Source organism: Iningainema tapete BLCC-T55 (assembly GCF_014698965.1).
GTDB classification, from domain to species: domain Bacteria; phylum Cyanobacteriota; class Cyanobacteriia; order Cyanobacteriales; family Nostocaceae; genus Iningainema; species Iningainema tapete.
In genome coordinates, this window is record NZ_JACXAE010000084.1 from 1 (window position 1) to 25,885 (window position 25,885).

A 25,885-nucleotide genomic window follows, 5' to 3' on the forward strand; every position below is an offset into this window, starting at 1 on the left:
CGAACTCAGAGGTGAAACGCTGCAGCGGCCACGATAGTTGTCGGGTTGCCGACTGCCAAAATAGCTCAGTGCCAGGGTTATATTTCATCAACAAGCCCCCTTACTTTATAGTGAGGGGGCTTTGTTGTTTCTGGAGTGTCATACTTGCGATTGATTTCATTTATAAAAGGATTGTCATAACTTACCACATGAGGATGAAGATTCTCTTAATAATTTGTCATAAGTTTAACTAAGTTAATTCATTAATCTGTTTTGAAATCAAAAACTTTCTACAGTTGAGAACATCAAGGGAACATAATTATGAAACTTTCTAGTTTATCCAAAATTGTCTGGGCTAACGCTTTCGCAGTTAGTTTAGCTACTTTAGCGCTAGTTCCACCTGTTTTGGCGCAAAGTACTGGTGGTAGCTCCTCTTCCGGCACAGGCGGTACAAGCACAACTGGTACGACAGGTACAGGTACAGGTACAGGTGTAGGTACAGGTACAGGTACAGGTACAGGTACAGGTGTAGGTACAGGTACAGGTACAGGTACAGGTACAAGTACAACTGGCACAACTGGTACAACTGGTACAAGCACAACTGGTACAACTGGTACAAGCACAACTGGTACAACTGGTACAAGCACAACTGGTACAACTGGTACAACTGGTACAGACACTTATGGTGGTACAAGTACAACCAATGGTACAGGTACAACTGGGACAACAGGTGGTAGGACTGGTACGGGTACAGATGCCACTGGTACAGGTACAACTGGTACGACTGGTACGACTGGTACGACTGGTGGTAGGACTGGTACGGGTACAGACACCACTGGTACAGGTACAACTGGTACAACTGGTACGACTGGTGGTACGACTGGTGGTACGACTGGTACGGGTACAGACACCACTGGTACAGGTACAACTGGTACAAACAGTACAACCACAGGTGGCTCTGGTACAGATACTACAGGTACTGGTACGACTGGTTCAGGAAATACTGACAGCACCACTGGTACAACTGGTACTAATGCAACTACAGGTACTGGTACGACGACAAATGAGACAAATAATGTTCAAGTAACAACAGAAGTGAGGAGGAATCGCCGTTCTAGCTGGGGCTGGTTAGGATTGCTTGGTCTTGCTGGTCTTTCTGGTTTGATCAATAAGCGATCGCAACCTCAAGCTTATCGTCATCCTCACGAGGTATAATTTGTTGTAGCTTCAAAAGACAAAGGGCATCATCTCCTGCTCGATTAAGCTTTAAAGTAAATATAAAACACACTCATTTTAAGAATCTTCTTAATGAGAGTGTGTTTTGTCAAATTTAGCTTGTAGAGACGAGACTAATACATAGTTGTTGTAAACTTAAAGCAGTAGTACCAATTTTGATGCCTTTTAAACAGCATAGCAGCTAGGTGAAAGCCAAATTTTGACGAGAAAATGTAAATAAATTTGTAATTAACTTGACAATTGGAATAAAGAGGCTTTCTTGCTAAATAGGATTGTAAGTAAGTAGCGGGACTTGACAGTGAACATAGATAATTTTTCTCAGCGTGCACAGATAATGTATAGGCGCTTATCGGATTTCTACCAAAGTGCTACTACATCGCCTTTAACACTGGATGTGCTACCACAAGCTTTAATGGAACTTGGTAGCGTTTCAGAAATGGTAGAAATAGCCACAGAGGAACTGCATCAGCAGAATGAGGAACTCACACAGACACGAAGTTTGGTAGAAGCCGAACGCCAACGCTACCAAGATTTGTTTGAGTTTGCACCAGACTGCTACTTAGTAACAGATGGTAACGGAGTGATTCAAGAAGCCAATCGAGCAGCAGCGCGGATGCTTAAAGTAACACAGCAGTTTCTGGTGGGCAAACTAATGATTACCTTTGTTGCTAGCGAAGAGCGTCATCGCTTTCGTAACGAACTTACCCAAATATGTCAAAGCGATAAAGTTAGAGAGTTATTATTACGTTTACAGCGACGTAGTGACGAGTACATGGATGCAGCCATAACAGTAGCTGCATGTCATAATTCTGCAAGCGATACAATTAACCTACGCTGGCTGATACGTGATGTCACTGAGCATAGACAAGTAGAAAGGACGACTCTCAACCCAGAGTCCGATCCATTTCAAAATCGTCCTGTTTCTCAATATTCTAAAGGAGAAATAATACCTCTGGGCTGGCAATCAATTTTCTGTGTTCGCCGAGGTTTGGTAAAGCTAAGTACACATTGTGAAACTGGCGAAGAAGTTTTGGTAGGGTTAGTAGGAGAAGGAATGGTTTTTAGCTCTAGTATGACTGGACTACATACCTACCAAGCAACAACTATGTCAAATGTTGAATTAGTCTCAATTAGCGTTACAGAAATGCTAGCCTCTCCCACATTGAGTCACGCCCTTTTACCAAAGATTAATCAGAGATTACGGCAAACAGAATCTTTTTTAGTCGTTTCTGGAAGGCGACGGGTAGAAGACCGTTTTTACCATCTATTGCGACTTTTGAAACAAGAAATTGGTCAACCTGTTACCCAGGGAACTCGCCTTAGTGTTCGTCTTACTCACGAAGACCTTGCTAGCGGTTGCTGTACTACCAGAGTAACAATTACACGCTTGATAGGCAAGTTACAAAAACAAGGAAAAATTGGTTTCGACTCGAAAAAACATCTAATTATTAAAGATATGTATTAGAAATATAGCAATCCTACAAGAAATATGAAATTAGGCTTGAAGGTAGCTAATAGCTAATGGTTAATGCTAAAAAGGCAATTAGCAATTCTTCTATTAGCAACAATCATGTTTTTGTTAATACATAAAAAAATTACTACTAGCTTGCTGCTCTTATTCATGGGTGTTCAGGTAGCTACCACCATTGAATCAGCTAAGGCACAAACACGAGTAGTACCGACAGAAACCACAACAAAATCAATTTGCCCAGCCCAATTAAGTGCCGCTATAGATGCTGTGACAAATCGTCCCCAATTCAGTCGAATGCGTTGGGGAATTTTAGTACAAAACCTCTTTGCAACAAAGCAGTTGCTACAAGCAGAAGAACCACAACCTACTGCCTCTCAAACTCTTTACAACCGCGATGCCCAGAAATATTTTACTCCAGCTTCCACTACCAAATTACTAACAACAGCTGTTGCACTACAGCAACTAGGTGCAAATTTTCGCTTTCGCACCTCCATACATAGTAATGGCGATGGTATTGTGCGTGTCGTAGGTAGAGGAGATCCCAGTCTAAATGACGCCCAGCTTACAAATTTAGCGCAACAGTTAACACAGAAAGGTATTCAAAAAGTCAAGTTGCTAATAGCTGATGATAGTTACATTCAAGGAGAAATAGTTCACCCTTCTTGGCAATGGGAAGATATACAATCAGACTACGGCGCACCCATTAATAGCCTAATTCTCAATCAAAATGTTTTTAGCTTAAGGCTACTGCCACAAACTGTAGGAAAACCACTACAAGTTACCTGGGATGATATTCAAGAAACTAGGCAGTGGCGGGTAGTCAATCAATCAGTAACAATTGAAGAAAATCAACCAAAATTAATCAATATTACCCGTGACTTATCTCAACCAATTTTACGAATACACGCACAATTGGCAGTAAATTCTCAACCTGAGATAGTGAGTTTACCTGTAGTTGCTCCTGCTGAATACTTCTTGCGTCACATGCGTGAAGCTTTGTTACTGGCGAAAATTCCAGTGACACAAACATTCGTCTCAACTAATGCTACTACTAGAAATGAACAAGAAATAGCAGCCGTGGAGTCTCCACCTTTATGGGAATTGTTAGCCCAAACTAATATTAATAGTAATAACCTCTACGCTGAAGCTTTATTAAGAGCGATCGCCATCAAAAAACCTCTGTTGCATAATCAAACTACCGCCGATGCTGGATTAGAAGTAATGAAAGCGACATTAACCCAATTGGGAGTCGAACCAACAGGTTACTTTTTGGTAGATGGTTCAGGGTTATCGCGTAAAAACTTAATTAGTCCAGAAGCTTTGGTGCAAATATTAGGTGCAATGGCAAGATCCCCACAAGCACCATTTTTCCGCGCTTCTTTACCTGTTGCAGGCAAAAGCGGTACTTTAAAAAATCGGCTCATTGGCACTCCTGCTGAAGGGATCGTACAAGCAAAAACTGGCACAATGAGCGGTGTCGTTACTCTAGCTGGATATGTGAATTCGCCTAAATATACTCCGCTAGTTTTCAGTATTATGGTAAATCAAAGTGACCAATCTGCATCAGTTGTACGACAAGCAATTGATGAAATAGTCGTGTTGTTATCTCAGCTACAACGTTGTTAAAAATGTAGAGACGCTCCATCGGAGCGTCTCTACTATTTTTTTATAAATCCTTTGAGCGAGCGCACATCATAATTCAAAATTTTGCCCGAACTAAACAGTTGATATCCAGCTATAAATAAAGCAGATGAAGCTAAAATAGCCAGAAGAGAAACTGACGCAAAAACATTGCCTGTAAAAAGTATAACTGCAATTCCCAAACCGATCAAAATCAAGCCTAAATTACGGTAGGCACGACGCCAAGCTATAACTACAACGCCTGCAACACAGAGAAGAATACCTGGAATACGGAAAAAAATGCCAATTTGAGTATTCGCACTTAATATTATAATACCCGTAACCATCAAAATCAACCCCAACAGCTTGCTGGAACGGTCTATTTGAGTTCCGCTGTTAGAGGCAATTAGATCCGCCTTTTGCGGTTGAATAACTGTAGGATTGGTGCGAGAAATAACACTTTGTTGATTTTGTTTATATTGAAAAATAAATGTAATTTTACTTCCTTGACCAAGTTCGATTTTATCTCCTAAATTGAGGGGATAGCGATCGCGTGGCTCCAGCTTTGTATTATTAAGATATGTACCGTTAGAGCTACCCACATCTACGAGATAGTAAGTGCTTCCTTCTACCTGAATCTCTGCATGATTTCGAGAAGCAAAATCAGAGTCTGGTAATAATGACACATCAATATCCGGTGCAATTTGGTCATTCGGCTTACCGATACGAATTATAGCCAGATTGGGGGGTAACTCAAAATATGTGTTAGATTGAACATGAAAAAGTTCTAAACTTAATCCGGTAGTTTGTAATCTGCCTAAATTTTGCATTGCTGGTTTTTGGAGAGCAAATTTTCAAATAATTTAGATTGTCTTAAGGTAAAAACGCGAGGGAATAATCCGAAATTTGAGTGTTTCTAATTTATTATCTATATTATCTCTTAAATTTTAATTTGCGTGATATGTACTAAGGCTGGATGAACTGTAGCATTGTAGAGGATACTGCCTGTTGCAGAGGAATCTCAATCCAAAACTCGGTTCCTTTCCCCACTTCTGACTCACACCGCAGCACACCAGCGTGTTTCTCTACAATAATCTGGTAGCTTATTGATAGACCTAACCCTGTCCCCTTACCCACCGGCTTAGTAGTGAAAAACGGATCAAACAGCTTACGTTTTACTTGTTCTGTCATACCATATCCATTATCAATAATACGTACTACTACTTGACTATTACTATTAATGTATGTATTAATTATAATAGTTGGTAAGCCACGCTCCATCACCCATGACTTATTACCATCTTCCAAAGCATCAATGGCATTATTCAAAATATTCATAAATACCTGATTTAATTGTCCGGGATAGCACTCAACCAGAGGTAAGTTGCCGTACTCTTTAACAACTTCAATTGCGGGATTGTTGTATCTTGATTTGAGTCGATTTTGTAAAATCAGCAAGGTACTCTCAATACCTTCATGAATATCTACTTTTTTCATGTCAGCTTCATCTAGACGAGAGAAGTTGCGTAACGAAACGACGATATCGCGGATGCGGCTAGCACCGATGTTCATAGAGATTAGCATTTTCGACAAATCTTCAATCAGAAAGTCTAGATCGATGTCCTCGATTTTGCTTTGAATCTTCTCTCCAGGAAAAGGGTATTCTGCTTGGTACATTTGCAATAAATCAAGCAGTTCTTGTGCATATTTACTAGCGTGAGTGATGTTAGCATAAATAAAGTTAACAGGGTTATTAATTTCATGTGCCACCCCTGCTACTAACAAACCCAAACTAGACATTTTCTCGGTTTGAATTAGCTGGGCTTGAGTATTTTGTAGGGAGTGTAAAGCTTGCTGTAGTTCGGCTTGTGCGAGTTGGCGATCGCTAATTTCCTGTTCTAAATTTTGGTTTACCTTTGTCAACTCAGTACTGCGATCAACTAATTTACCGTAGGATTCAGCAAGTTTTACTGCCATTTGGTTGAAAACGCGGGAGAGTTGTTCAATTTCATCACCTGTTTGGAGATGCAAGCGATAGTCCAAATTGCCAGTACCTATTGCTTCCGCGCCAATCTGTAGCTTTTTCAAAGAGCGAATGACGGGAAGGATGATGAAAAACAACTGACTGGCAAAAAGAACAATAACAAGAATTACCACCCCATAAGACACAATTTGTGAAATTCTGTGAAGTTGTGTTAGTTCCAGCTCAGTTCTGAGCATTTGCTGACGGGCTTTACCTATTAGTTCATTTAAAAAGAAGTCAATATCTCTGCTAAAAGCATTAATCGATCTGAAATCTTGTTGGGAATCTAATAAATAAGTCTCTGAGTAAGTTGGAATTGGATTTGTTAGTTCTTTTGTTAAGCGGATGAGAAACTCATGACGACGACGAATCCACTCAATCTCAGTTGCATGGGGATAAGAGCGTTCTAATTTATTGAGATTGGCTAAAAACTTTTTCTGATACATTTGTAGATCTAAATCTTGGTCTTGAAGCAATACATAGTCTTTGAGAGCATTAATTTCATTTGTTAAATCAACCTGAGACTGCAAAGCTACCTCAATTGCATGACTAGCTTGCTCCAACTTCCGGCGAGCAGACTGCTCGGCTTGATTCCGCAACACGGTACTTCCACTCAAGATTAGAGCAATTAGTCCCACAAAGACAGCATAAGAACCAATAAACTTAGTGGAAATTTTCATTTTGCCCCCTCGGAATTCTTCATATTTATTGGCAATTGCCGAATTGGTTCATAATCTGCATCCTCAACCAAAGTGTATCCAGCTAATTCAGTACCGACAATATCCTCAATACCCTCTGGTACTTGAAGGAAAGCCCGTTTTAAATCTTTGATTGTCTCAGGGGGTAGTTTTTGGGAAACCAGTATCGGTGAATGGGGAACAGGAGCAGACTGCCAAAGCACTCTAGAGTTAACAGATGTGAGCCTGCCAATTTTTTGCCGCTTGATGTAAGAAGGGATATTGGTTGCTACTGCATCCACGAATCCCTCGAACAGAGTCGCTTCAGTTTTAGCGTGAGTGCCGGGAAAGATAACTTGAGCAAAGTCACTCAGTTCGATTACGTTTTCTTTCAAAGCGGCAATTTGCATCAAATATCCAGAAGTAGAAGATTTGTTCACAAAGGCAATGCGCTTACCCTTTAAGTCTGTAAGGTTCTTAATCGAGCTATCTGCTTTAACAATGATGGCAGCTCGATACCAAGGTCTTCCTGTATACTTATCAATAGGAGCAACCAAGGGTTCAAATTCAGCACCACGCTCTCTTGCTTCAATATATGACACAGCTTCCACATAAGCCATGTCTACCTTTTGCTCTATCATCCAATCAACTACTTGCTTGTAATCCTCGGCAATCAAGAAATCAACCCGACGCCCTAACACCTTTTCCAAGTAGTCGTCGAGAGGTTTAATCATTCGTTTTTGCTCTGTTTTAGTTTGTGTTGGCAGTACTCCAATTTTTAATTGAGGCGACTGTGTGCCTTTGGTTACTTCATCAGTATTCGCAAAATGGCGTTCGCCAAAACCTCCTACACAACCACACAGGAGCAGCGCAACTACCACTGCTACTTTACTGAATAAGCCATAGCATTTTTTCATCGCATCCAATTTAGATAGCTCATCAATTTGACAATTGTAGTCGTCTACTCATAAGTACGACTAAATCTAGATTTCCCGAAAAAAGTACTCAGCTAACACTGCATCAGCAATCTGGCTGGGAGAGTGATTTGTAAAGAAAAGTTAAACTAGATGTAGTTAGGGATACGAAAATTGACAAGATGTATACAATAACCCAGCATAAAATCTTCCGAGCCACTGCTCTTACAAACCTTATTCAATATAAAAACAATGAAAGATGAGGAAAAGACAAAAGAGCAGCTGATTCAAGAGTTAGCTGCACTACGTCACAGCCGCTCTTTATTAGAAACAGTAGTTTTGGAGCAACAGCATGCACAAGAAGCGCTGCGACAGCAAACCCAGCAGCAGCAACTGGTAGCAGAAATTGCTCAACGTATTCGACAGAGTTTGAACTTAGAAGAGGTTCTCAATACCACAGTCTCTGAAGTACAACAGTTTCTTAGTGCCCAGCGGGTGTTCATATACCGCTTTCAACCAGATTGGAGTGGGGTAGCTATTATAGAATCAGTAGATTGTGGTTGGTCATCAATTCAAGGTCAAAAAATTACCGACACCTTTTTTGCCGATCCCCTGAGACGGGAACTATACCAGAAAGGTCGCATTCAAGCAATCGAGGATATCTACACAGCAGGTTTATCCCCATGTCATGTTAATTTATTGGCTCAGCTTCAAGTACGTGCCAACTTAGTGGTACCCATCATCCAAGGAGAACAGTTATGGGGGCTGCTGGTTGCTAACCAGTGTTCGCAACCTCGTAAGTGGCAGCAGTTAGAAATTGACTTGCTTGAACAACTGGCAACGCAGTTGGCGATCGCCTTACAACAATCCATGCTGTTTGCACAACTACAAATTGAACTAACTGAGCGCAAGCAGGCGGAAGAGAAAATTCGCGAACAAGCTGCCCTACTTGATATTGCCACCGATGCAATTGTGGTTCGAGATTTGGAAAACAAAATTTTATTCTGGAACAAAAGCGCCGAGCGTATTTACGGTTATTCAAGCGAGGAAGCTTTAGGCAAGGATGCAGCAGAGTTACTTTACAAGGATACAAGCGCGAAACTTACAGAAGCACTGCATCAAGTTAAGCACATAGGCTGCTGGTGTGGAGAGTTGACAAAAGTAGACAAAAATGGTACTGAAGTCATAATCGAAAGTCGTTGGACATTAGTCCGCGATGAACAGGGAAATCCAAAATCAATCCTGACTGTTGGCACTGACATTACCCAAAAGAAACAACTCGAAGCCCAGTTTCTCCGCGCCCAGCGATTGGAGAGCCTTGGCACACTCGCTGGAGGTATTGCCCACGATCTAAATAATATACTTGCCCCGATGCTCATGTCTGCTCAACTGTTGCAAATGAGAATTACTGAGAAGCAGAATCAGCAATTACTTCAAACAATAGTCACCAACGCTCAACGCGGAGCCGCTTTAGTCAAGCAAGTGCTATCATTTACACGCGGTGTGGAAACTAAGCGCGCAATATTGCAACTCAGGCATCTGATTTTAGAAATTGAGCAGTTTGCCAAACAGACATTTCCCAAATCTATCGAACTTCGTCAAGATATAGCACCAGATTTATGGACTGTTTTTGGTGATGCTACACAACTGCATCAGGTACTAATGAACTTGGTAATCAACGCCCGCGATGCAATGCCCTACGGTGGTGTTTTGAGCATTAGAGCCGAAAATTTCTTTGTTGATGAAACTTATGCCAGGATGAATATAGAGGCAACTGTTGGTCCCTACATTGTGATTACTATCAAGGATACTGGAATAGGTATGCCCCCAGAAATACTAGATAGAATTTTTGAGCCTTTTTTCACTACCAAAGAGGTGGGTAAAGGTACAGGGTTAGGACTTTCAACTGTGCTGGGAATTGTGAAAAGTCACGGCGGTTTTATCAATGTTACTAGCACAGTTGAGCAAGGAACACAATTTCAGGTATTCTTAAAAGCAGTGTTGGAAAACCAAAAGCAACCAACAAAAAATTTGGAATTGCCAGCAGGAAATGGAGAATTAATTTTAGTAGTAGATGACGAAGCTGAAATTCGCACAATTACTAAAATAATGCTGGAAACTTATAACTATAAGGTAATTACTGCGAGTGATGGCATTGAGGCAATGGCATTATACGCTCAGCATCGCAATGAAATTAGTGTAGTTTTGATAGATATTATGATGCCCACAATGGATGGTTTAACCACCATACGTGCTTTACAAAAAATGAATCCGTTGGTTAAAATTATAGCCTCTAGCGGCATTGAAGAAAATAAGCATTTAACTCAAGCAAGTGGCGTTAAAACGTTTTTGTCCAAACCCTATACAGTCAAGCAGTTATTGCAAACTATACAAACTATTCTAATTGTTAATTGTTAATTGTTAATTGTTGTTAGCAATTAGCTATTAACCATTAACTATTAGCAGTTAAGCGATACTGCCCCGCTTGCGGACTTCTTTGTAAGAAGTTCCCACATTTTTCAAGCCTGCTTTAATCATTTGACGTTCGAGGAGGGCAAAGAAACGCGCTTTATCTGTGCCGCGTACTACTGCTTGATTGTGGGCTTCGGCGATCGCCACAGGATACCCGTAACCTTTTTGTACTTGCGCCAGCATCAACCCAAGTGCGGCATCAAACATAACTGTATTTTCTGCTACCCATGACGGAATCTCTATCCGGGCAATTTCGGTGCCAACATGAACGTAACAAAAGTAAATAGGCATGTCATCATACAAATCAAGAATGCGGGCATTACTACGCCAAAGGGGACCACGTTGCCCTGGTTTAAGTTGCGTTACCCACAGAGCCGTATCTCGCAACGGGTCAAATACTTTACAAGGTACTTTTTCGAGTTGATTTGGGCAAAAAGTTGCACAATCGGGTACGGGGTGAGTACAAGCTAACAACCGCAAAAAGTTCATTCCTTCCACGTTGCGAGAGGCGCTCAGATAACCCATCAATGGTACTTGCGCATTACGTAACTGTCGCCAAGCTTCGATAATCGGGGGTAAGATGCGATCGCGTGCATCATGCGGTAGTTGTTCTAAAAACCAGTAAATTAAGGAACCATCTACCATCGCTAATGTAGGTACTGCTTGTGCTGATGTGATTTCTCCAACACTTTGCACCACGCTGCAAGCAAGTTCTGCTAACACAGTTGCTTCACTTGCTGTACGACAGAAACTCATCCATTCTTCAGTACGAATCCCCCATTGACGAGAAAGATATAAATCTTCTGGACGGTAAAATACTTCTGGTAAACTATCTAACAGTGGGTGGCGATTTTGTCCGTAGTGCAAGACAACTCTACCAATGTTTAAGAGATAACAGTAGGCGATTTCGTGGTGGTTGGGCGCAATTTGCGAACCGTCGGTAGCAATGACAGTGTGGACTTTAGGGGGAACAGGAATATCAATGCAGGTGTTGAGTGGTTCTATGGGGGTAGCATTGGCAAAGAGGATGCGATCGCGCCATTTTTGCTGGCGCTGCACGACTTCTTCCTGACATTCAATTGCCCTGGCAAAATGTTTTTGGGCTAATTCTAATCTTTGGCGACTGGCAGTGGCTTCTTGTGTCAGATGCTGACTTAAACCCTGCATTTGTCTGGTAAGTTTGGTAAGGTCTAGCATATTATTTTAAATTTTGGAATCATGAATTAATAAATTGTAGAGACGTTCCGCCGGAACGTCTCTACATCCCTATACCCATTCTGTAAAATCTTGGGCAAACATAGACAGAGATAATAGCTGAACTCGTGGGTCGTTTTGAGCAATATCTTTTTCAGTTTGTGTATTATAACCCCAGTCTGCAAGGAAGAGCTTTACTTGTTCAAGATCTGGTTGCTGTTTAACTAACTGTAATGTTTTTAGTCTATCTTCTACAAACCATATTTCTGGTGGAGTACTTTCTGTTTGAATTAATTCTCGCAAAATTTCATATTTAGGACGCTTTACCTCTTTGCCAAAAATTTTCTCTGTTGGTATATTTACCCCTTGTTGTTGCAAAAGCTGCTGGGTGAATCGTCCTTCTTTAGTTGTGATAATGTAAATTTTAACTCCATTAGCTACAGTTGCGTTGATTTTTTCCAGTACCCCTGGATAAAATCTATGTAGACTCAGCCAACCCGTCTTATCTGTGGCTATCCATTCATCTCGCACTTTGTCCAATTTTGCGCCAATTTCTGCGGCGATGATCTCATCTTTCTGTAAAAGTTGTTGATTGATGCTTGCCCATTCTTGAAAAATCTTGTCTTCAGGAATTCCCTCTACCAAAGCTTTGACTAAAACTGGCATTTCCCAACCTGTTTCAATTACAGGTCTAAGTCGGTAGAATAAGGCTGCTAAATTTTCTGGTGGGGTTTTTTGCTCAGGTGTCCAAATTAGACAGTAGGTACGCCACGCTACCTCAAAATACTCAATCAGTCCGTTGCATATTACACCATCAAAGTCTAGAGCGAGAATTGTGGGAGTACTTGCTGTCATTGTTTTGAGAATTAACACTGCTTTTGTCAGCTTATCCGATTTTAGATTTTAGATTTGGGGTGTATTGCCACCGATTTTTATAACCGTCTTTAAAAACTACATATTAATGTAGTAAGGTGTTAGTTGGGTAACGCTACCGCTCAACCCAACCTACAATAACTATATTTACAGGTATCAACAGGATTTGTGTTATAATTAACTCAGTAATTATGCTCCACTACAATGAATTTGCCTGATTTAAATCCCGAAACAATTGACCGTATAGTTGAAATGGCATGGGAAGATAGAACGCCATTCGATGTGATTGAAGCTCAGTTTGGGCTGCAAGAAAAAGATGTAATTGCTCTGATGCGTCGCCAGATGAAGCCATCTAGTTTTAGAATGTGGCGGGAGCGAGTTACCGGACGCAAGACAAAGCATCTACATAAGCGAGAATTTATTGAAGGTCGGTTTAAGTCAGATAATCAAAAAACGTGAGGGAATTAGTAAATTTATAGTTTTGCTGTTAGTTGGGTTTTTGTGCTGAGACAATAAACTCAAAAAGTTCCTTTTTTGATGTTCGCTTGCGGATTGTGCGAATATTGATATTGACAAAGCCTACCGATTCAAAAATGCTGGCAAAAATACATTCGACTGGAAGCATAACATCATAAAATTTGGAGTTACCCACAATGTAATGAATAAAACCTCCAGGTTTTACTACTTTGAAAATCTCTTTGGAATGCTGTACCATATCGTAAAAGTATTTATGCACATAGCGAGAAAGTAACTCGCTTGTTTGAGCGATATTGTCGAGAATTGTGTAAAATCCATCATAGGAAATTTTCAAGTCATACTCTGGTTTCCACTTTCCTACATTACTTGTTGCACACCCCCAAGTTCCGCCGATTGCTTTCCAATCAAGCTCTCCCGCATCCCGTCCGTTCTGCAAATAGCCTAGCCAGTACATATACGGACGTAGCTCCCGAATGTAACTCATGCGATTAGGATAAGGTGGCGAAGTAATCACACAAGTGTAACGATTAGGCTCTAGCTTCACGCTTAGGTTTCGAGCATCACAAAGAAAAACACGCGGATGTGAAATGATTTTTGATTTTGCTGCTTGGCTAATTGTAGAAGTTGCTTGTTTCCAGATTAGTATTGTTTCATCCTCTAAAAGTTGTAATAATGGCAAGTTGCTATTACCGTTCTTTTTAAATGACATTGATTGATGTCCGAAGCTTACATTAGCTCGCTCAATCATGACGCGGCAAAATGTGACTTTAAGTAAGTCAGCTACACTTTCAGATATTGACTTCTCTGCTTCATTAATTACCCTCATTGCATGACTAAGACTCAAGAGCGTCTTTTTGTCCCACCACTTCTCTATTTGATGTAAGGGGGGAATCCATGCAACAATTTCTTCTGTGGTGAGCATATTTTCTACAACCAAATTAGAAGCTTTTTCAAAATTCACTATTTCTTCTTGTTTATAAGAGCGCGTTTTAGCGCGTGTAAGCCACACAAGAAATGGATTGATATCGATTGTATCGCTTTCAATTCCTCTCTCGGCACATACAAGTACCGTAGTACCAGTTCCACAAAATGGATCAAGTACTACTGGATTTTTGTCTTTGTATGTGTCCAACAAATCTGAAACAAGATGAACTGAATATGCGGGTGTAAGCCTTAACCATCCATAACGGGTATGCTTGAGATTGCCTTTATGTGTCAAGTGGTTATAAAGACCAATACTTTGTTGAGCTTTCATGAGTTAAGCAGTAAGTAGAGCAGTTAATATAACTTCTATTTCGTTTTTTAGGCGTACAGAGTTCCTTTGAAAAAAAGCTGCGAGATCGTAACCAATAACGTCTCGAAAGAATACGTATGTGCTGTCGGTTGTAGAACCATGCGTTGTACCTGTTAATAGTAACCACTGAGCTTGAGTATAGCGTTGAGCCACATCTGCATCTATTTGCATGGAAAAAAGAACTAAAACAGGAATGTAAAGATTAGCATAGGCGTTGGAAGCATTGGAAATATCCGCATTCTGTCGTTTGGAGTCTTTACTTTTATAACCTTGCCTTGCTTCAATTACTATACCCTTATTGCTCTCGCGTGTTTTTTGAGGTAGAAACAGTTTATCTGCGGCTTCGTTTATCCACTGCTGAATACGGCTCCTTGTGTTAGTATCTCGTAAATCATCAAGTTCAATACGTCCATCCAAAGAAAGACGACGCGGTTTAGCTTTTGATGAAGGTACTAGGTAGCTCCAATTGGCTTCTTCCTTGGATAAACCAAGATGGTCTTGTAAAATTTGATTGAGAATCCATTGGCTGCCAATACCTAATTGTCGGTATACAGAAGTCATTCCACCTGCTGCTTTATGAGCGGCATACATGAGAGGAGAGTCAAGACCTATCCAGTTATAAAATGGGTCAGAACCGTACATTTGCTGAAATTGCCCAAGTGTCATTCCAGTTTTTCCACCCTGACCAAATTTTGGCTGGTATTGTGCACATGCACGCAAAGGGGTGGTTAGTAAGAGGAAATAGCGTTCATCTTCAGGTAGAGTTTGTGGGAGATCGGGAGGCGGTACTGAAATGTCATCTTCGTCTAACGAAACTAAAATTTCTGGTTCATCTTTTTCATCGTTGATCATGCTTTTTACATCCTGTTTTCTAATGACTCAGCTTGAAACTGCACCAAGATATTTTAAAACCTATGTAGAACTGGTGCGTTAGTTATCAAGTGAGTGTATGTTATGGTAAATTCTTTTAATGGCGATCGCGTGTGACTATACCCAAAATCAAGCATCTACTGAGGGTGAGAATTAGTCACAAAAGGAAGGGTGAGCGATTTGGGATCAAACAAATGTTAGCTTTTTTACGTTAAGCTGCCCTGGCGTAAATATCAAGTAGTTGTTAGGGTAGCGTTTCCATCACTGCTAAAAGTCCTGAGTAGCTGTACCCCAAGCGCCACCATTCTGGTTATTGTGAACAAAGATAAAGCCAACCACAAGATGTGATTACTGTGAAACGAAAATGCAACAAAAGCTGTAGGCGCAAATCCCACTGTAGTGGCTGCTAAACTAGCATTACGGAGAGTATGCCCGGATGCCAAACCTAAGAAGTACCCTTCCAGGGTCCAAGCAATTGAAGCACATACTAGCACAAGTAGTAACCAGGGGACATAAATATTAATGTGCTTGATGACTTCGGTGTGGTTAGTAAAAAGCCCAAAAACAGTCTGAGGAAATAGCACAGACACTCCGCCGAAAGAGAGTCCCACCAGCAGACTGGTTACCACAGCAATTCCAACTAAGGGTACTAACTGCTCGTTTTCTCCTTTGCCTTTAAAGTTTCCCGTCAAGGTTTCTGTGCCGAATCCCAGTCCTTCAATAAAATAGTTACTCAATACGTATACTTGTAAAAGCAAGGTATTTTCAGCATATGTAATTGTCCCCATTCTTGCACCTTGGTAGTCAAATATAAGGAAGGCAAGGAGAATAACAAAATAGCTAACAAAAATATTTCCATTTAGGGTAAAGGTGGATTTTATCGCTGAGGCATCCCAAATTTGTCCAGCTACATTTCGTACCTCTTGCCACTGGATTTGTTTACACAAATAAATCAATCCTACCAACAGCGCCAGATACTGGCTAATAGCTACGGACAGTCCAGCGCCCGTAGTTTCCCAACCCCATCGGACAATCAAAAGGTAGTCGAGTGCGATATTGACAGCATTGCCAACAAAGGACAGCAACACAACCAAGCCATTTTGTTCCTGTCCCAGAAACCAACCAATTAGGACAAAGTTGAGCAAAACGGCAGGCGCTCCCCAAACCTGAGCGTTGAAATAGGCAATAGCTGAAGCTTTGACTTCTGGGGTGGTACTGAACAGAGCAAATCCGAATTTTTCCAAAGGGTACTGCAAGAGTACGATGGCAACACCTAGCACTAGAGCAATTATGCCATTACGCAGTCCCACCAACAGTACAGCCTCTGGGTCATCTCGTCCTACAGCTTGAGCTGTTACTCCGGTGGTGCCCATTCGTAAAAAGGCTAAAACCAGGTAGAGGTTGCTAAGCAGGTTACCAGCCAGGGCAACCCCAGCTAAGTGGTGGATTTCTGACAGATGACCTAAGAAGATGACACTGAACGTACTTGCCAGTGGCACCATGATATTGGAGAGGACATTAGCGATCGCCAGTTGGAAGAAGCGAAGGAGGAGATCGTACTGGCTGACGAATGTCTCCTTCATAGATTGACTCAAATTGCTATTTGCCAAAATCCTTACTCAAAGAAAGTTTAATTTTTTACATTACTTTAATGATTTTAGTCAAAGCGATTCATCTTGCGATTCTCTCCAGCTTTTGTTTTATATAATCGCTGAGCTTATACGTTTGCAAAATAGCTGGGTGTAAATATAATGCTCCCTGAATGCGTCCCAGGCATTTGTGAGTTTTGCAGTCACAATCAAACGTTTGAGCCATACACCATTCAGTAGATGGGTAAAAGAAGGTCATTTCTTCACCCACCTCAATCCTCCTCAGACAGCGAAGAACCAAATCTGTGGTGTCAAAAAACACATTTGGATTGCAACTGTGATTTATGTATTGCAAAAACTCTGGAGCGAGCATAATATGTTGCTGGTCATTCAATTGTACTGATAAATAATTTGGCTCATTCAATATTTCTTTAGATTGGAAAGTGGAAATCACCTCATCCTGTATAAAATTAACATTTGCATGGAGGGATTTCTGACCTGTTTTAGAACATTCCCATACTTCTGCAAAAGATGAAACTTTAGTGACTTTATGTTGAAGAGTAGTTAGCTTTTTCTGGTCTGAAAACATTCCTTGGAGCATTGATTCAGTTTATAGTTTTTTTACTTTAGAAATTCTGCATTGACAGGAGTTTGACTTTATGCTTTTGAGCTAGTCTCCTTTTTTAGATTTAGTTAACTAAGAGAAACATATTACTACACGTGATACCAATTTTCAACTACTCTTCTTTAAAGATCACTTGTTCTTATTCTTCGCAGAGCAGTAATTCTTGATAGTATTGCTCAGGATCAACGGGCAAATACGCAGTCATATCCAAGGAGTGTTGACACGGATTGAGCTTAAAAGCCTGAGTGATGTTAATTCGACTTAAGAAATCCAAATCGTGGGAAATAATCCACAACGCACCTTGGTACTAATTGATACCCTCAACCATTTGAGCGACGGTTTCAATATCTAAGTTATTAGTAGGTTCATCGAGAATGAGCAAATCAATGGATGATATACTAATGATGGCGATTTACCAAACTAGATTTGCCTGAACCATTAGCACCTGCGATCGCGACTCTATCACCAACAGACACATGAAGATTAATGTTCTTAATTAGCAAGCGATTTGTTACCAAAAGATTTGCACCTTGAATGTCAATTAAATTTCTGCGTTTTTGACTTCGTTCCTCCAAATGAATATTCGTCGCCTTCGTCGTTTTCACCTTCGTCTGGGCGACTTTTTTAGTTGCCTTTTACCATTTCCTCATGTTTCTTTTTCGCAGTACCTGCTGTCACCTCAGCTTTTCTTTGAAGCAAAGGTTTTCTGCTACTACTTCATGTCCGCTATTTCAGTTGAGGCTTGTTTAGGTTTGATATTAATTACAGCATAGCACTATCAAATTTCGGATGAATAGGATAACTTGACATTTTGCTGTCATAGTTATCGACCAAGCTAGAAGTAAGGTTAAAACCATTTTCAAGAGTGCATTTTGCTTACAATGTCTCAATCTCTTCACAAGTCGGCAACTACTTGTTCCTTACTTTTAGCTGGAGTTTTAGGTGGTCTATTGGCAACTTATTCTTCCACTATGGAACCAGTTGAGCTACCAACAGCTAGACTTGCCGATTCTAACACTATTCCACAGTCGGCAGAACAAGTCAACAAAACTGCTCTGACATTAGCTGTAGTTACAGCAGGTGGAGTTGCTATTGGCTTGGCTTTAAGGGTAAAAAATGGAAGTAATGGATTCCCCGCTGACGCTTCCTCTATCATTACCATTGACTCAGCTAGCCGTAAACTTCAAAAGGAACTTCTTCTACTATTGCATGAGGATCAACAGACAGCCCATCGGCTTTTCACTCAAGCCAAGCTGAAATATCCAAACAAAACAGCGAACTGGTATGTCGAAAAAGTGATCTATGATTTGAAGCGCGATCGCGGGGGGTAAGATTGGAAGTTGATACTACACGAACCTCGACGTACTCTACTTACTCTGTTGGCAGTTTACGCTCAACACTTATTGTCTGACTCTTGGCGATAGAACTATGGTTTAAGTAATTATTTTCTTTTTTTATCCGGTTTCAAAAAATTAACCTAAATTTAATCAAATTTTTATCCTTAAGATGTAACTTATTTTGAGGATAGAAATCTCATGCAACAGAAATTTATGGTTGTGTCAATACTTCTCGGTTAAGATTTTCTCCCCCTAAACTCCCTTAATTAGAGCGGCAGTAAATCTCTCTTTTTGAGGGGGTGATGAGAGCGATCGCACTATTAACTTAGTAGTATTGTATTAGGTTTCACTATCTTGAAAATCAAAATCTTTTTTTTTATAAACAAAAAAACATTAAATGAGTTTTTTGGATTAAATTACTACTTATATGTCATGATACTTAAGTCACTTAAACATCACAAAATAAGCAGAAATGGAATTACAAGATTTACTAAATAACCCCCCTTTGTTGCATCAAATGAATACAGGTGAACTTACCTCTTCATGGAAGTTACACAATGAAACCTTATATTATATAGACAAACATGTAAACCACACTTCCAAAACTTTGGAAACTGGTGGTGGTATGAGTACAATTCTCTTTACTTTGAAAGGTGCTGAGCATACCTGTATTGTTCCAGATCAAGGTTTAGTTGACAGGATTAAACAGTATTGTGTGAATCATCAAATTGATGCCAAAAAACTAAGTTTTCAAGTAGATAAATCTGAGAATGTACTACCATCAATAGAAGTTAATGACTTAGATTTGGTACTTATTGATGGACGGCACGCATTTCCTTCACCATTTATTGATTGGTATTATACAGCTTGGAGATTGAAAGTAGGTGGACTTTTGCTCGTTGATAATACAGAGATTTGGACAGGTGCGGTTTTAAGAGATTTTCTTTTAGCTGAGCAAGAATGGCAGTTACAACAAGAAGATTTACCGCAATGCGCTGCTTTTAAAAAATTGGCAGAGTATACACATTCAAAAACATGGGGCGAACAAGTATATACATTACGTAATAGTAGAAATCATATCTTATCGGCAAAAATACAACAAGCTTTTAGACTTTTGCGGCAAGGTCAATTATCAACTTTAATGAATAAGTTAGGCAATTTTACAATCAAAGCAACATAGTAGGAGTTGTGAGTGGGAGCATGTAAGTTTTACAATACGCCTGCCCGCACCCTTCTAGGGTGTTAGCTAAAAGTGACATGCTCTCGTTGTGAGTTCCATTAGATATCTCCAAAAAACAATCTAGAGACGTTTCATGGAACATATCTACTCACAAATCATTGTAGTTTAAGATTCTCAGTAATTTGCTGGAGTATTTCGTTAAGTTGAGCAATTGCCTCATCCGATGGTTGTGATTCTCCACCTAATTCAATTTGCACTTTGAACTTCAAGTCCATATTACCAGCAGCATTTTTAACTGCGGCGATTTTTTGGGCAAGTTTTTGAAATTCGTGGGTTTGCAAGTAAGCTGCTGTCACCCTCACATTACTGTTTGGTTGGGATGTGGATATATTGGTTCGATAAGCAGAAGGTAAATCAGAAACACTTGGCTGTTTCCCTGTCGCCTCATTTCTTCCCTTCGGCTTAAGTAGACGAATTTTTCCTTCTTCTAGAGCTTGTTTAATTGTTCGTTTCAAAATTAATACAGCCATTTGAGACAAAGAGCGCTCCTCCGCATCTGCCAATTTTTGCAGAGCTTCCTTGTCTTCTTCTTCCATGTAAAGAGTCACAGTTACTTTAGCCATGAACTGATCATAGGCTCTCCTATGTGTTTTGACCTTAAACACACAAAAAAAAATAGAAACACACAAAATTTATGTTATGCTAGCTACCACGCTGGTTACAAGCGTGCAATAGTTGACTTGAACTTACTTAATACTTCTTTATCAAGCCAAAAGCCAGCCCTCAACTTCCCACGGCTGATGCTGGCTTCGGCTTCCCCATTGATGGAGACAATTTCAATGATAAGACCTTCAGTGACTAGCTGCATTGGGAGGAGGTTTCATGACATATCATGAAAAACTCAATCCTTGGTGTGTAGCAAAACTTCTACCAGATATGCAGCATCAGATTGTGGCTCGTTTTCGTCGCCGTAGTGATGCAGAAGCTCATTTACAAGCTTTACGCAAGCTAATTCCCGGCGTAACGTTTAAGATTGTCTTCAATCCGTTTCCGTTAGATTAAGGATTTTTATCCCCGACTTTTCTAAGAAGTCGGGGATTGCTTACACCTCAATACTCTTTGAAGGTACACCTTCAATAGCAGGAGAGCGCAAATCTTCTACTAGCGCTTGAATTTCTGGTGGGGGTGGTGGTGTGAGGCGAGAAACTACTAGGGTTACTACTAAGTTAATTAGCATACCCAAAGTACCGATGCCTTCCGGAGAAACGCCAAAGAACCAAGGTTGTACACCGCCAAATTTGACTTGGACAATGTAGATGATTGTAAATATTAAACCAGTTAACATGCCAGCGATCGCACCTTGAGAATTGGTGCGCTTGTCGAAAATTCCCAAGACAATCACTGGGAAGAAGCTAGCTGCTGCTAAACCGAAGGCAAAAGCCACTACCTGCCCCACAAATCCTGGTGGATTTACCCCAAAGTAACCAGCGAGGACGATTGATAAACCTACCATGACGCGCCCCACAAATAACCGCTTTTGTTCTGAGGCATTTGAATCAATGATGCGGTAGTAGATATCATGAGCGATGGAACTGGAAATTACTAGCAGTAAGCCTGAAGCTGTAGACAAAGCAGCTGCTAACCCCCCTGCTGCGACTAGGGCAATTACCCAAGGCGAAAGTTTAGCTACTTCTGGAGTGGAGAGTACGATGATATCTGGGTCAATTTTAACCTCGTTCGTTTCTTTATTGGGAGTTAATTGAAGACGCCCATCTTTATTTTTGTCGTCAAAGCCAAGTAGTCCAGTTTTTTCCCACTTGTTTACCCAGTCTAGTTGCTGTACTTGTGTAATTGTTTGATTATGCAAGGAACTGATGAGATTGTAGCGAGCAAACATTGACAGGGCTGGAGCGGTGGTATATAGAATGGCGATAAACAACAATGCCCAACCAGCAGAGAAACGGGCTGCACGCACATCGGGTACTGTATAGAATCGCACAATAATGTGAGGTAAGCCAGCCGTGCCTACCATCAGAGCAATGGCAGTAAACAGTACATCGAGTTGTGATTTGTTCACAAATGGTTGAGTGTACTCTTTAAATCCTAAATCTACTTGAATTTGATTGAGTTTGTCTGCAACATCGCTAAAAGTAAATGCCAGTTGGGGGATAGGATTACCTGTGAGTAACCAAGCGATCGCGAAAGCTGGAATCAAGTAAGCTACAATCAAAACACCATACTGTGCTACTTGTGTCCAGGTGATGCCTTTCATGCCGCCGATGACTGAGAAAAATCCGACAATCACCATGCCGATGATGACACCTGTACTCACATCTACTTGTAAAAAGCGGCTGAAAACAATGCCTACACCCCGCATTTGTCCGGCAACGTAGGTTAATGAGACAAATATGGCGGCAACTACCGCTACTAGACGAGCTGTATTAGAGTAGTAGCGATCGCCAACAAAATCTGGCACTGTATACTTACCAAATTTTCTTAAGTAGGGAGCTAATAGTAATGCTAGCAGTACATAGCCTCCAGTCCAACCCATGAGATAAATAGAACCGTCGTATCCTAAAAAAGAAATCAGCCCCGCCATGGAAATAAACGAGGCTGCGGACATCCAATCGGCAGCAGTAGCTGCACCATTAGCAATTGAGGGTATTCCTTGACCGGCGACAAAGAATTCTTTAGTATTGCTGACTCGTGATTGCCAACCAATGTAAATGTAGGCAACAAAGGAAAGTCCAACTATTAAAATAGTCCAAATTTCAACTGACACTGTTTTTCCTTATTTTTTGATATTATACTTGTGGTCTAGTTTGTCCATTTGAAAGGCGTAAATAAAAATCAATACTACAAATGTTATAATTGATCCTTGTTGCGCCCACCAAAAACCAAAGGGTACGCCAAAAAAACGTATCCCATTTAAAGGTTGAACTAACAAAATACTAAAGACGATGGAAACTAGTGCCCAGACGATTAAAAGATTACGAATTAAAGCAGTATTAGCACGCCAATAAGAACGCTGCTGATGTTGATCCATTGTTTTTTAGGTTCCATTTGATCAGGTTCTATTCTGCGAGTGGGGACGGCAAAAGGCTTGAGCGCGTGAACGTTTCCAGGCGATTAATTTCCCCAGCACGAGTGGGTACTAATATACCATGATGAATGTAAAATTTATTTGTAGAATTGTTTCTATTCGATGAATTTACCCAGCGAATAAGTTGAAGTGATTGTTTTAGTTGAACAATTGAGTTTTGCAAGGAAAATCGTCTTGCGCTAGCAGCTTAGAGCATAATTAAACCCAACCTGACACCAACAGTAACAGCTTCGGTGCGCGATGAGACGCCTAGTTTTTGAAAGATGGATGAGACGTGAAATTTAACAGTATGCTCGGAAATATTTAAGCGTTTTGCGATCACCTTATTCCCCAGCCCAGAACCTAGCATTTCTAAAACCTCTATTTCCCGTGGTGTCAATGCTTGCACGGGTGTCACCACTTTTGAGCGCCAACTTGATTCTGTTAAAGGAAGTAAATACTCGACAACATCTGGGTGCAGCACCACTAACCCCGAAGCCACCGCTTCAACAGTAGCCAAAATTTCTGACTCTGTGCTTGCTTGAGGTAATATGCCCCTGACACCAGCTCGCAGTGCCGCCTCGATATCAACGCTGTCGAGTTCATTAGCAATGACAACAATTGCCGATGAGAATTGTTGTTGTTGATTTGCAAGCAATTCCCACACTGATTCATCGTAATTGCTACTTAAATCTATTAGTACCACCACATCGGGTTGTAGTTGCACCGTGGAAAGTGCATCCACCGACACACTACCCACTACCGTTAGTTCGGGATTGGTTGTGAGCACCGCCGACAACCCTGCCCGCACTACCGGGGAAGCTGCAACTATCAGTACCCGACTCATGCTGTCTGTTCCTTTGTAAATCTTTCGCTGATAGTTATGCCTAACTCAACTAATGCGCCACCACGAATAACTTTAGCTTGGATAGTTTTACCAACGCGATCGCTACTATTGAGAAGTCCCAGCACATCACCTGTATCATTTACACAAGTGCCATCCAACTCCACCAACACATCCCCAATTAGCACACCAGCATTGTCAGCAGGTCCATTTACCTCTACATTAACGACAATCACTCCACTAGCAGAAGTTAAATTGAGTGCTGTTTTCAAATTTTCAGGTAAGCGTACAGGTTGCATTCCCAACCCCAGATAACCTCGTGCAATCCTTCCCTTGGCAAGTATTTGATCCACTACCCGATTTACTGTAGCCGCTGGGATAGTTAAAGCAGTACCGCGCCGCCCTGATGTGTTCATTCCTACTATATAACCTGCGGCATCTACTAGTGGTCCACCAGCAAAACCAGGGTAAAGCGTAATATCTGGACGAATGAACTGGTCAATATTGCCACCACTCATACTCCGCCAAGCACCACTGACAACACTCACAGCACCCATAGCTGCCCGGATATCACCTTCACTACTTCTTGCCAATCCCAGTACCAAATTACCAACTTTAAGTGTTTGAGCATCACCAATCTTCGGCGCGGGGATTTCCACATCTTGTAAGCGAAAAACTGCTACATCGGTGCTAGAGTCACGCCCAAGGAGTGTAACTGGTACAGTCCTTTGCTCGGCTAAAGTGACCGTGATCTCTTCATGGCGGCGCAGAGATTCATCAGAAGTAACAATAATACCATTACGCCAGTGGATCCCACTAGGTGAAAACCGTTTACCCGTGTTAACTGCAACAACAGCGCTCCCTACTTGCTCTACAGTCTCTGCTAAGTTGTTAGACAAATCTAGTAATGAGGACATTTAATTTCTCCACAAGTTTTTCTGGATGCTCATATCGTGTCGCTTTTTCCTCAGTAATGGCATCAGAAAAATGGGGAGAACTGATCCTAGAAAAATGGCTAGCACCGCTGCCTTGGAAGTCAAAATTCACGCATTCAAAAGTCAAAAATCATACTTATATTCTCAGCTTTTGCGCCATTTTGGATGGTAGCTTTATTTCCACCATAATGTACTAATGCAATCCGCTTGGAACTTAAGTTCCAACCTCATAGCTTAAGTCCGTTTTAACGGACTAATATCTTTGGCATTTTTGCCACCGATAATGGCTTGGAAGACGTTTCCGAATAAGGAGAAAAACGCCGCAACTACCAACACTAACATTAAAGCAGCAAGGGCAGCAAAAGGAGAGGTAATAAACAATAGTAAAAATGCAAACGTCAGAATACTGAGCAGTGTCCTATTCATCTTCTTCACCTCTTAAGAGTCTCTAGCTTCTAGCTAACCAGAGGCTCATAACCTTAACCACATCTTTAAGAAGGATTTATTGCTTTTTGGTACTAATGTCAAGTAATGCCCACCAGAAACGTATTTGTGGGGGGTGACTTTAATTTGTCCTGGGTAAAGCGACTTGACCTTGCTCTCAGTATCGCCAATGCGTGCGCCTTTGAGAGTCGCAATTAAGCTATTTTTCCGGACATCAACTCTGGCAATGCGACCATTTGTCACCATGAACTTAAGATCTTGGGATCCACCTTGTGACTTGACGTAGTAGCGTTCGTATTTGCGTTTTTTGGAATCAAAGTATTTGCTTCATCCAAATGTTCTACCAATATGTGGTACAGATTGATAACGTGACTTTCAGCCAAGCTATAATAGACGTTCTTACCTTCTCGACGATAGCTGACTAAACGCATCGCTTTTAATAATCTCAGTTGATGGGAAACCGCTGATTCAGTCATTTTCGTCAATGCAGCTAAATCGCAAACACACAACTCACCTGAAGCCAACGCTGATATGAGGCGCAGACGGTTCGTATCTGCTAAAACCCCAAATACTTCTGCCATCTGCTGTGCCTTGTCTGTTGGTAATATTTGCGCCTGACAAGAACGTACATGATCTAAATGCACCAAATGAGTATCACACCCAGGTGCATCATAATGGAGTTGATCTAAGTCTTGCTTTGGCTTGCGCTTGTTCATGTCTTTAACGAAATGATTCTCAATTTCATATTA

General features: G+C 41.0%; 25 protein-coding genes and 1 pseudogene. 8 read left to right on the forward strand and 18 right to left on the reverse strand.

The features are described from left to right. Positions 1–300: 300 nt before the first annotated feature. The 3 genes from ICL16_RS27205 to dacB all read left to right on the forward strand — a co-directional run bounded on the left by ICL16_RS27205 (position 301) and on the right by dacB (position 4,312). Complete coding sequence (locus tag ICL16_RS27205; RefSeq protein ID WP_190834357.1) at positions 301–1,194, forward strand: WGxxGxxG-CTERM domain-containing protein; 894 nt, start codon at positions 301–303, stop codon at positions 1,192–1,194. A 355-nt stretch (positions 1,195–1,549) separates the two neighbouring features. Beyond that, the gene (locus ICL16_RS27210) at positions 1,550–2,680 is read left to right on the forward strand and encodes a PAS domain S-box protein (protein ID WP_202895751.1); all 1,131 of its coding nucleotides are present in this window, start codon (positions 1,550–1,552) and stop codon (positions 2,678–2,680) included. A 117-nt stretch (positions 2,681–2,797) separates the two neighbouring features. Next, positions 2,798–4,312, forward strand: coding sequence for a D-alanyl-D-alanine carboxypeptidase/D-alanyl-D-alanine endopeptidase (gene dacB, locus ICL16_RS27215; protein WP_190834573.1), 1,515 nt, complete (start codon positions 2,798–2,800; stop codon positions 4,310–4,312). A 32-nt stretch (positions 4,313–4,344) separates the two neighbouring features. Here the strand turns inward: dacB and ICL16_RS27220 are convergent, their stop codons facing one another. The 3 genes from ICL16_RS27220 to phnD form a co-directional block, all read right to left on the reverse strand. Then, a complete protein-coding gene (locus ICL16_RS27220) occupies positions 4,345–5,136 on the reverse strand; it encodes an FHA domain-containing protein (RefSeq protein ID WP_190834362.1) in 792 nt (263 codons plus the stop codon). A gap of 136 nt (positions 5,137–5,272) precedes the next feature. Then, positions 5,273–7,009, reverse strand: coding sequence for a sensor histidine kinase (locus ICL16_RS27225; protein ID WP_190834364.1), 1,737 nt, complete (start codon positions 7,007–7,009; stop codon positions 5,273–5,275). Then, entirely contained in the window at positions 7,006–7,923 is a 918-nt protein-coding gene (gene phnD / locus ICL16_RS27230) for a phosphate/phosphite/phosphonate ABC transporter substrate-binding protein (RefSeq protein ID WP_190834366.1), read from the reverse strand. Before phnD ends, ICL16_RS27225 begins: the two co-directional genes overlap by 4 nt. A 249-nt stretch (positions 7,924–8,172) precedes the next feature. Here phnD and ICL16_RS27235 point away from each other — a divergent pair, with 249 nt between their 5' ends. Then, on the forward strand, positions 8,173–10,338 hold the full coding sequence (locus ICL16_RS27235) for a hybrid sensor histidine kinase/response regulator (RefSeq protein WP_190834374.1): 2,166 nt from the start codon (positions 8,173–8,175) through the stop codon (positions 10,336–10,338). 48 nt (positions 10,339–10,386) lie between these two features. Here ICL16_RS27235 and ICL16_RS27240 read toward each other — a convergent pair whose 3' ends face one another. After that, the gene (locus tag ICL16_RS27240) at positions 10,387–11,589 is read right to left on the reverse strand and encodes a DNA double-strand break repair nuclease NurA (RefSeq protein ID WP_190834376.1); all 1,203 of its coding nucleotides are present in this window, start codon (positions 11,587–11,589) and stop codon (positions 10,387–10,389) included. 69 nt (positions 11,590–11,658) lie between these two features. Next, positions 11,659–12,441 carry an HAD family hydrolase gene (locus ICL16_RS27245; RefSeq protein WP_190834378.1) on the reverse strand — a complete coding sequence of 261 codons (783 nt, stop codon included), beginning with the start codon at positions 12,439–12,441 and terminating at the stop codon, positions 11,659–11,661. A 222-nt stretch (positions 12,442–12,663) separates the two neighbouring features. Here ICL16_RS27245 and ICL16_RS27250 point away from each other — a divergent pair, with 222 nt between their 5' ends. Continuing rightward, positions 12,664–12,918: a TIGR03643 family protein gene (locus tag ICL16_RS27250; protein WP_190834380.1), complete on the forward strand. Its 255-nt coding sequence runs from the start codon at positions 12,664–12,666 to the stop codon at positions 12,916–12,918. Positions 12,919–12,946: 28 nt separating this feature from the next. Here the strand turns inward: ICL16_RS27250 and ICL16_RS27255 are convergent, their stop codons facing one another. The 5 genes from ICL16_RS27255 to ICL16_RS27280 all read right to left on the reverse strand — a co-directional run bounded on the left by ICL16_RS27255 (position 12,947) and on the right by ICL16_RS27280 (position 17,919). Next, positions 12,947–14,191: a DNA methyltransferase gene (locus ICL16_RS27255; RefSeq protein WP_190834382.1), complete on the reverse strand. Its 1,245-nt coding sequence runs from the start codon at positions 14,189–14,191 to the stop codon at positions 12,947–12,949. Positions 14,192–14,194: 3 nt separating this feature from the next. Next, positions 14,195–15,082, reverse strand: coding sequence for a hypothetical protein (locus tag ICL16_RS27260; protein ID WP_202895752.1), 888 nt, complete (start codon positions 15,080–15,082; stop codon positions 14,195–14,197). 251 nt (positions 15,083–15,333) lie between these two features. Beyond that, positions 15,334–16,683, reverse strand: coding sequence for a guanitoxin biosynthesis MATE family efflux transporter GntT (gene gntT, locus ICL16_RS27265; RefSeq protein WP_190834384.1), 1,350 nt, complete (start codon positions 16,681–16,683; stop codon positions 15,334–15,336). 88 nt (positions 16,684–16,771) lie between these two features. Then, positions 16,772–17,290 carry an SET domain-containing protein-lysine N-methyltransferase gene (locus ICL16_RS27270; RefSeq protein ID WP_202895753.1) on the reverse strand — a complete coding sequence of 173 codons (519 nt, stop codon included), beginning with the start codon at positions 17,288–17,290 and terminating at the stop codon, positions 16,772–16,774. Positions 17,291–17,712: 422 nt separating this feature from the next. After that, positions 17,713–17,919, reverse strand: coding sequence for an ATP-binding cassette domain-containing protein (locus tag ICL16_RS27280; protein WP_190834386.1), 207 nt, complete (start codon positions 17,917–17,919; stop codon positions 17,713–17,715). A gap of 276 nt (positions 17,920–18,195) precedes the next feature. Here ICL16_RS27280 and ICL16_RS27285 point away from each other — a divergent pair, with 276 nt between their 5' ends. Both ICL16_RS27285 and ICL16_RS27290 read left to right on the forward strand, forming a co-directional pair. Continuing rightward, positions 18,196–18,645 carry a hypothetical protein gene (locus ICL16_RS27285; protein WP_190834388.1) on the forward strand — a complete coding sequence of 150 codons (450 nt, stop codon included), beginning with the start codon at positions 18,196–18,198 and terminating at the stop codon, positions 18,643–18,645. Between the two features lie 478 nt (positions 18,646–19,123). Further along, positions 19,124–19,831, forward strand: coding sequence for an O-methyltransferase (locus ICL16_RS27290; RefSeq protein WP_190834390.1), 708 nt, complete (start codon positions 19,124–19,126; stop codon positions 19,829–19,831). Between the two features lie 155 nt (positions 19,832–19,986). Here the strand turns inward: ICL16_RS27290 and ICL16_RS46045 are convergent, their stop codons facing one another. After that, positions 19,987–20,454, reverse strand: coding sequence for a hypothetical protein (locus ICL16_RS46045; protein WP_238360980.1), 468 nt, complete (start codon positions 20,452–20,454; stop codon positions 19,987–19,989). A gap of 259 nt (positions 20,455–20,713) precedes the next feature. Between ICL16_RS46045 and ICL16_RS27300 the strand changes: the two genes are divergently transcribed. Next, entirely contained in the window at positions 20,714–20,893 is a 180-nt protein-coding gene (locus tag ICL16_RS27300) for a hypothetical protein (protein ID WP_190834392.1), read from the forward strand. Positions 20,894–20,933: 40 nt separating this feature from the next. On the opposite strand, the gene ICL16_RS27305 is transcribed toward ICL16_RS27300, so the two are convergent. From ICL16_RS27305 to ICL16_RS27335, 7 genes and pseudogenes are all read right to left on the reverse strand, one after another. Then, positions 20,934–22,613 (reverse strand): VC_2705 family sodium/solute symporter, encoded by a 1,680-nt coding sequence (locus ICL16_RS27305; RefSeq protein ID WP_190834394.1) that lies wholly within the window; start codon positions 22,611–22,613, stop codon positions 20,934–20,936. A gap of 9 nt (positions 22,614–22,622) precedes the next feature. Beyond that, positions 22,623–22,877 (reverse strand): DUF4212 domain-containing protein, encoded by a 255-nt coding sequence (locus tag ICL16_RS27310; protein WP_190834396.1) that lies wholly within the window; start codon positions 22,875–22,877, stop codon positions 22,623–22,625. A gap of 244 nt (positions 22,878–23,121) precedes the next feature. Continuing rightward, the gene (locus ICL16_RS27315; RefSeq protein WP_190834398.1) at positions 23,122–23,760 is read right to left on the reverse strand and encodes a LuxR C-terminal-related transcriptional regulator; all 639 of its coding nucleotides are present in this window, start codon (positions 23,758–23,760) and stop codon (positions 23,122–23,124) included. Then, positions 23,757–24,674 (reverse strand): S1C family serine protease, encoded by a 918-nt coding sequence (locus ICL16_RS27320; protein ID WP_190834400.1) that lies wholly within the window; start codon positions 24,672–24,674, stop codon positions 23,757–23,759. Before ICL16_RS27320 ends, ICL16_RS27315 begins: the two co-directional genes overlap by 4 nt. Before the next feature lie 252 nt (positions 24,675–24,926). Continuing rightward, on the reverse strand, positions 24,927–25,118 hold the full coding sequence (locus tag ICL16_RS27325; RefSeq protein WP_190834402.1) for a hypothetical protein: 192 nt from the start codon (positions 25,116–25,118) through the stop codon (positions 24,927–24,929). 45 nt (positions 25,119–25,163) lie between these two features. After that, positions 25,164–25,382, reverse strand: coding sequence for a hypothetical protein (locus tag ICL16_RS27330; protein ID WP_190834404.1), 219 nt, complete (start codon positions 25,380–25,382; stop codon positions 25,164–25,166). Positions 25,383–25,462: 80 nt separating this feature from the next. Next, positions 25,463–25,852: pseudogene (locus ICL16_RS27335) on the reverse strand (ArsR/SmtB family transcription factor); the annotation flags it as partial. Positions 25,853–25,885: the final 33 nt, after the last annotated feature.

Coding starts and splice junctions, on each gene's coding strand:
- ICL16_RS27245 (WP_190834378.1), bottom strand. CDS start 12,441: ATGACAGCAAGTACTCCCACAATTCTCGCTCTAGACTTTGATGGTGTA.
- ICL16_RS27250 (WP_190834380.1), top strand. CDS start 12,664: ATGAATTTGCCTGATTTAAATCCCGAAACAATTGACCGTATAGTTGAA.
- ICL16_RS27270 (WP_202895753.1), bottom strand. CDS start 17,290: ATGCTCCAAGGAATGTTTTCAGACCAGAAAAAGCTAACTACTCTTCAA.
- ICL16_RS27210 (WP_202895751.1), top strand. CDS start 1,550: ATGTATAGGCGCTTATCGGATTTCTACCAAAGTGCTACTACATCGCCT.
- ICL16_RS27220 (WP_190834362.1), bottom strand. CDS start 5,136: ATGCAAAATTTAGGCAGATTACAAACTACCGGATTAAGTTTAGAACTT.
- ICL16_RS27320 (WP_190834400.1), bottom strand. CDS start 24,674: ATGTCCTCATTACTAGATTTGTCTAACAACTTAGCAGAGACTGTAGAG.
- gntT (WP_190834384.1), bottom strand. CDS start 16,683: ATGAAGGAGACATTCGTCAGCCAGTACGATCTCCTCCTTCGCTTCTTC.
- ICL16_RS27290 (WP_190834390.1), top strand. CDS start 19,124: ATGGAATTACAAGATTTACTAAATAACCCCCCTTTGTTGCATCAAATG.
- ICL16_RS27255 (WP_190834382.1), bottom strand. CDS start 14,191: ATGAAAGCTCAACAAAGTATTGGTCTTTATAACCACTTGACACATAAA.
- ICL16_RS27330 (WP_190834404.1), bottom strand. CDS start 25,382: ATGGTGACAAATGGTCGCATTGCCAGAGTTGATGTCCGGAAAAATAGC.
- phnD (WP_190834366.1), bottom strand. CDS start 7,923: ATGAAAAAATGCTATGGCTTATTCAGTAAAGTAGCAGTGGTAGTTGCG.
- ICL16_RS27240 (WP_190834376.1), bottom strand. CDS start 11,589: ATGCTAGACCTTACCAAACTTACCAGACAAATGCAGGGTTTAAGTCAG.
- ICL16_RS27205 (WP_190834357.1), top strand. CDS start 301: ATGAAACTTTCTAGTTTATCCAAAATTGTCTGGGCTAACGCTTTCGCA.
- ICL16_RS27325 (WP_190834402.1), bottom strand. CDS start 25,118: ATGAATAGGACACTGCTCAGTATTCTGACGTTTGCATTTTTACTATTG.
- ICL16_RS27235 (WP_190834374.1), top strand. CDS start 8,173: ATGAAAGATGAGGAAAAGACAAAAGAGCAGCTGATTCAAGAGTTAGCT.
- ICL16_RS27315 (WP_190834398.1), bottom strand. CDS start 23,760: ATGAGTCGGGTACTGATAGTTGCAGCTTCCCCGGTAGTGCGGGCAGGG.
- ICL16_RS27300 (WP_190834392.1), top strand. CDS start 20,714: ATGACATATCATGAAAAACTCAATCCTTGGTGTGTAGCAAAACTTCTA.
- ICL16_RS27285 (WP_190834388.1), top strand. CDS start 18,196: ATGTCTCAATCTCTTCACAAGTCGGCAACTACTTGTTCCTTACTTTTA.
- ICL16_RS46045 (WP_238360980.1), bottom strand. CDS start 20,454: ATGGCTAAAGTAACTGTGACTCTTTACATGGAAGAAGAAGACAAGGAA.
- ICL16_RS27225 (WP_190834364.1), bottom strand. CDS start 7,009: ATGAAAATTTCCACTAAGTTTATTGGTTCTTATGCTGTCTTTGTGGGA.
- ICL16_RS27260 (WP_202895752.1), bottom strand. CDS start 15,082: ATGATCAACGATGAAAAAGATGAACCAGAAATTTTAGTTTCGTTAGAC.
- ICL16_RS27310 (WP_190834396.1), bottom strand. CDS start 22,877: ATGGATCAACATCAGCAGCGTTCTTATTGGCGTGCTAATACTGCTTTA.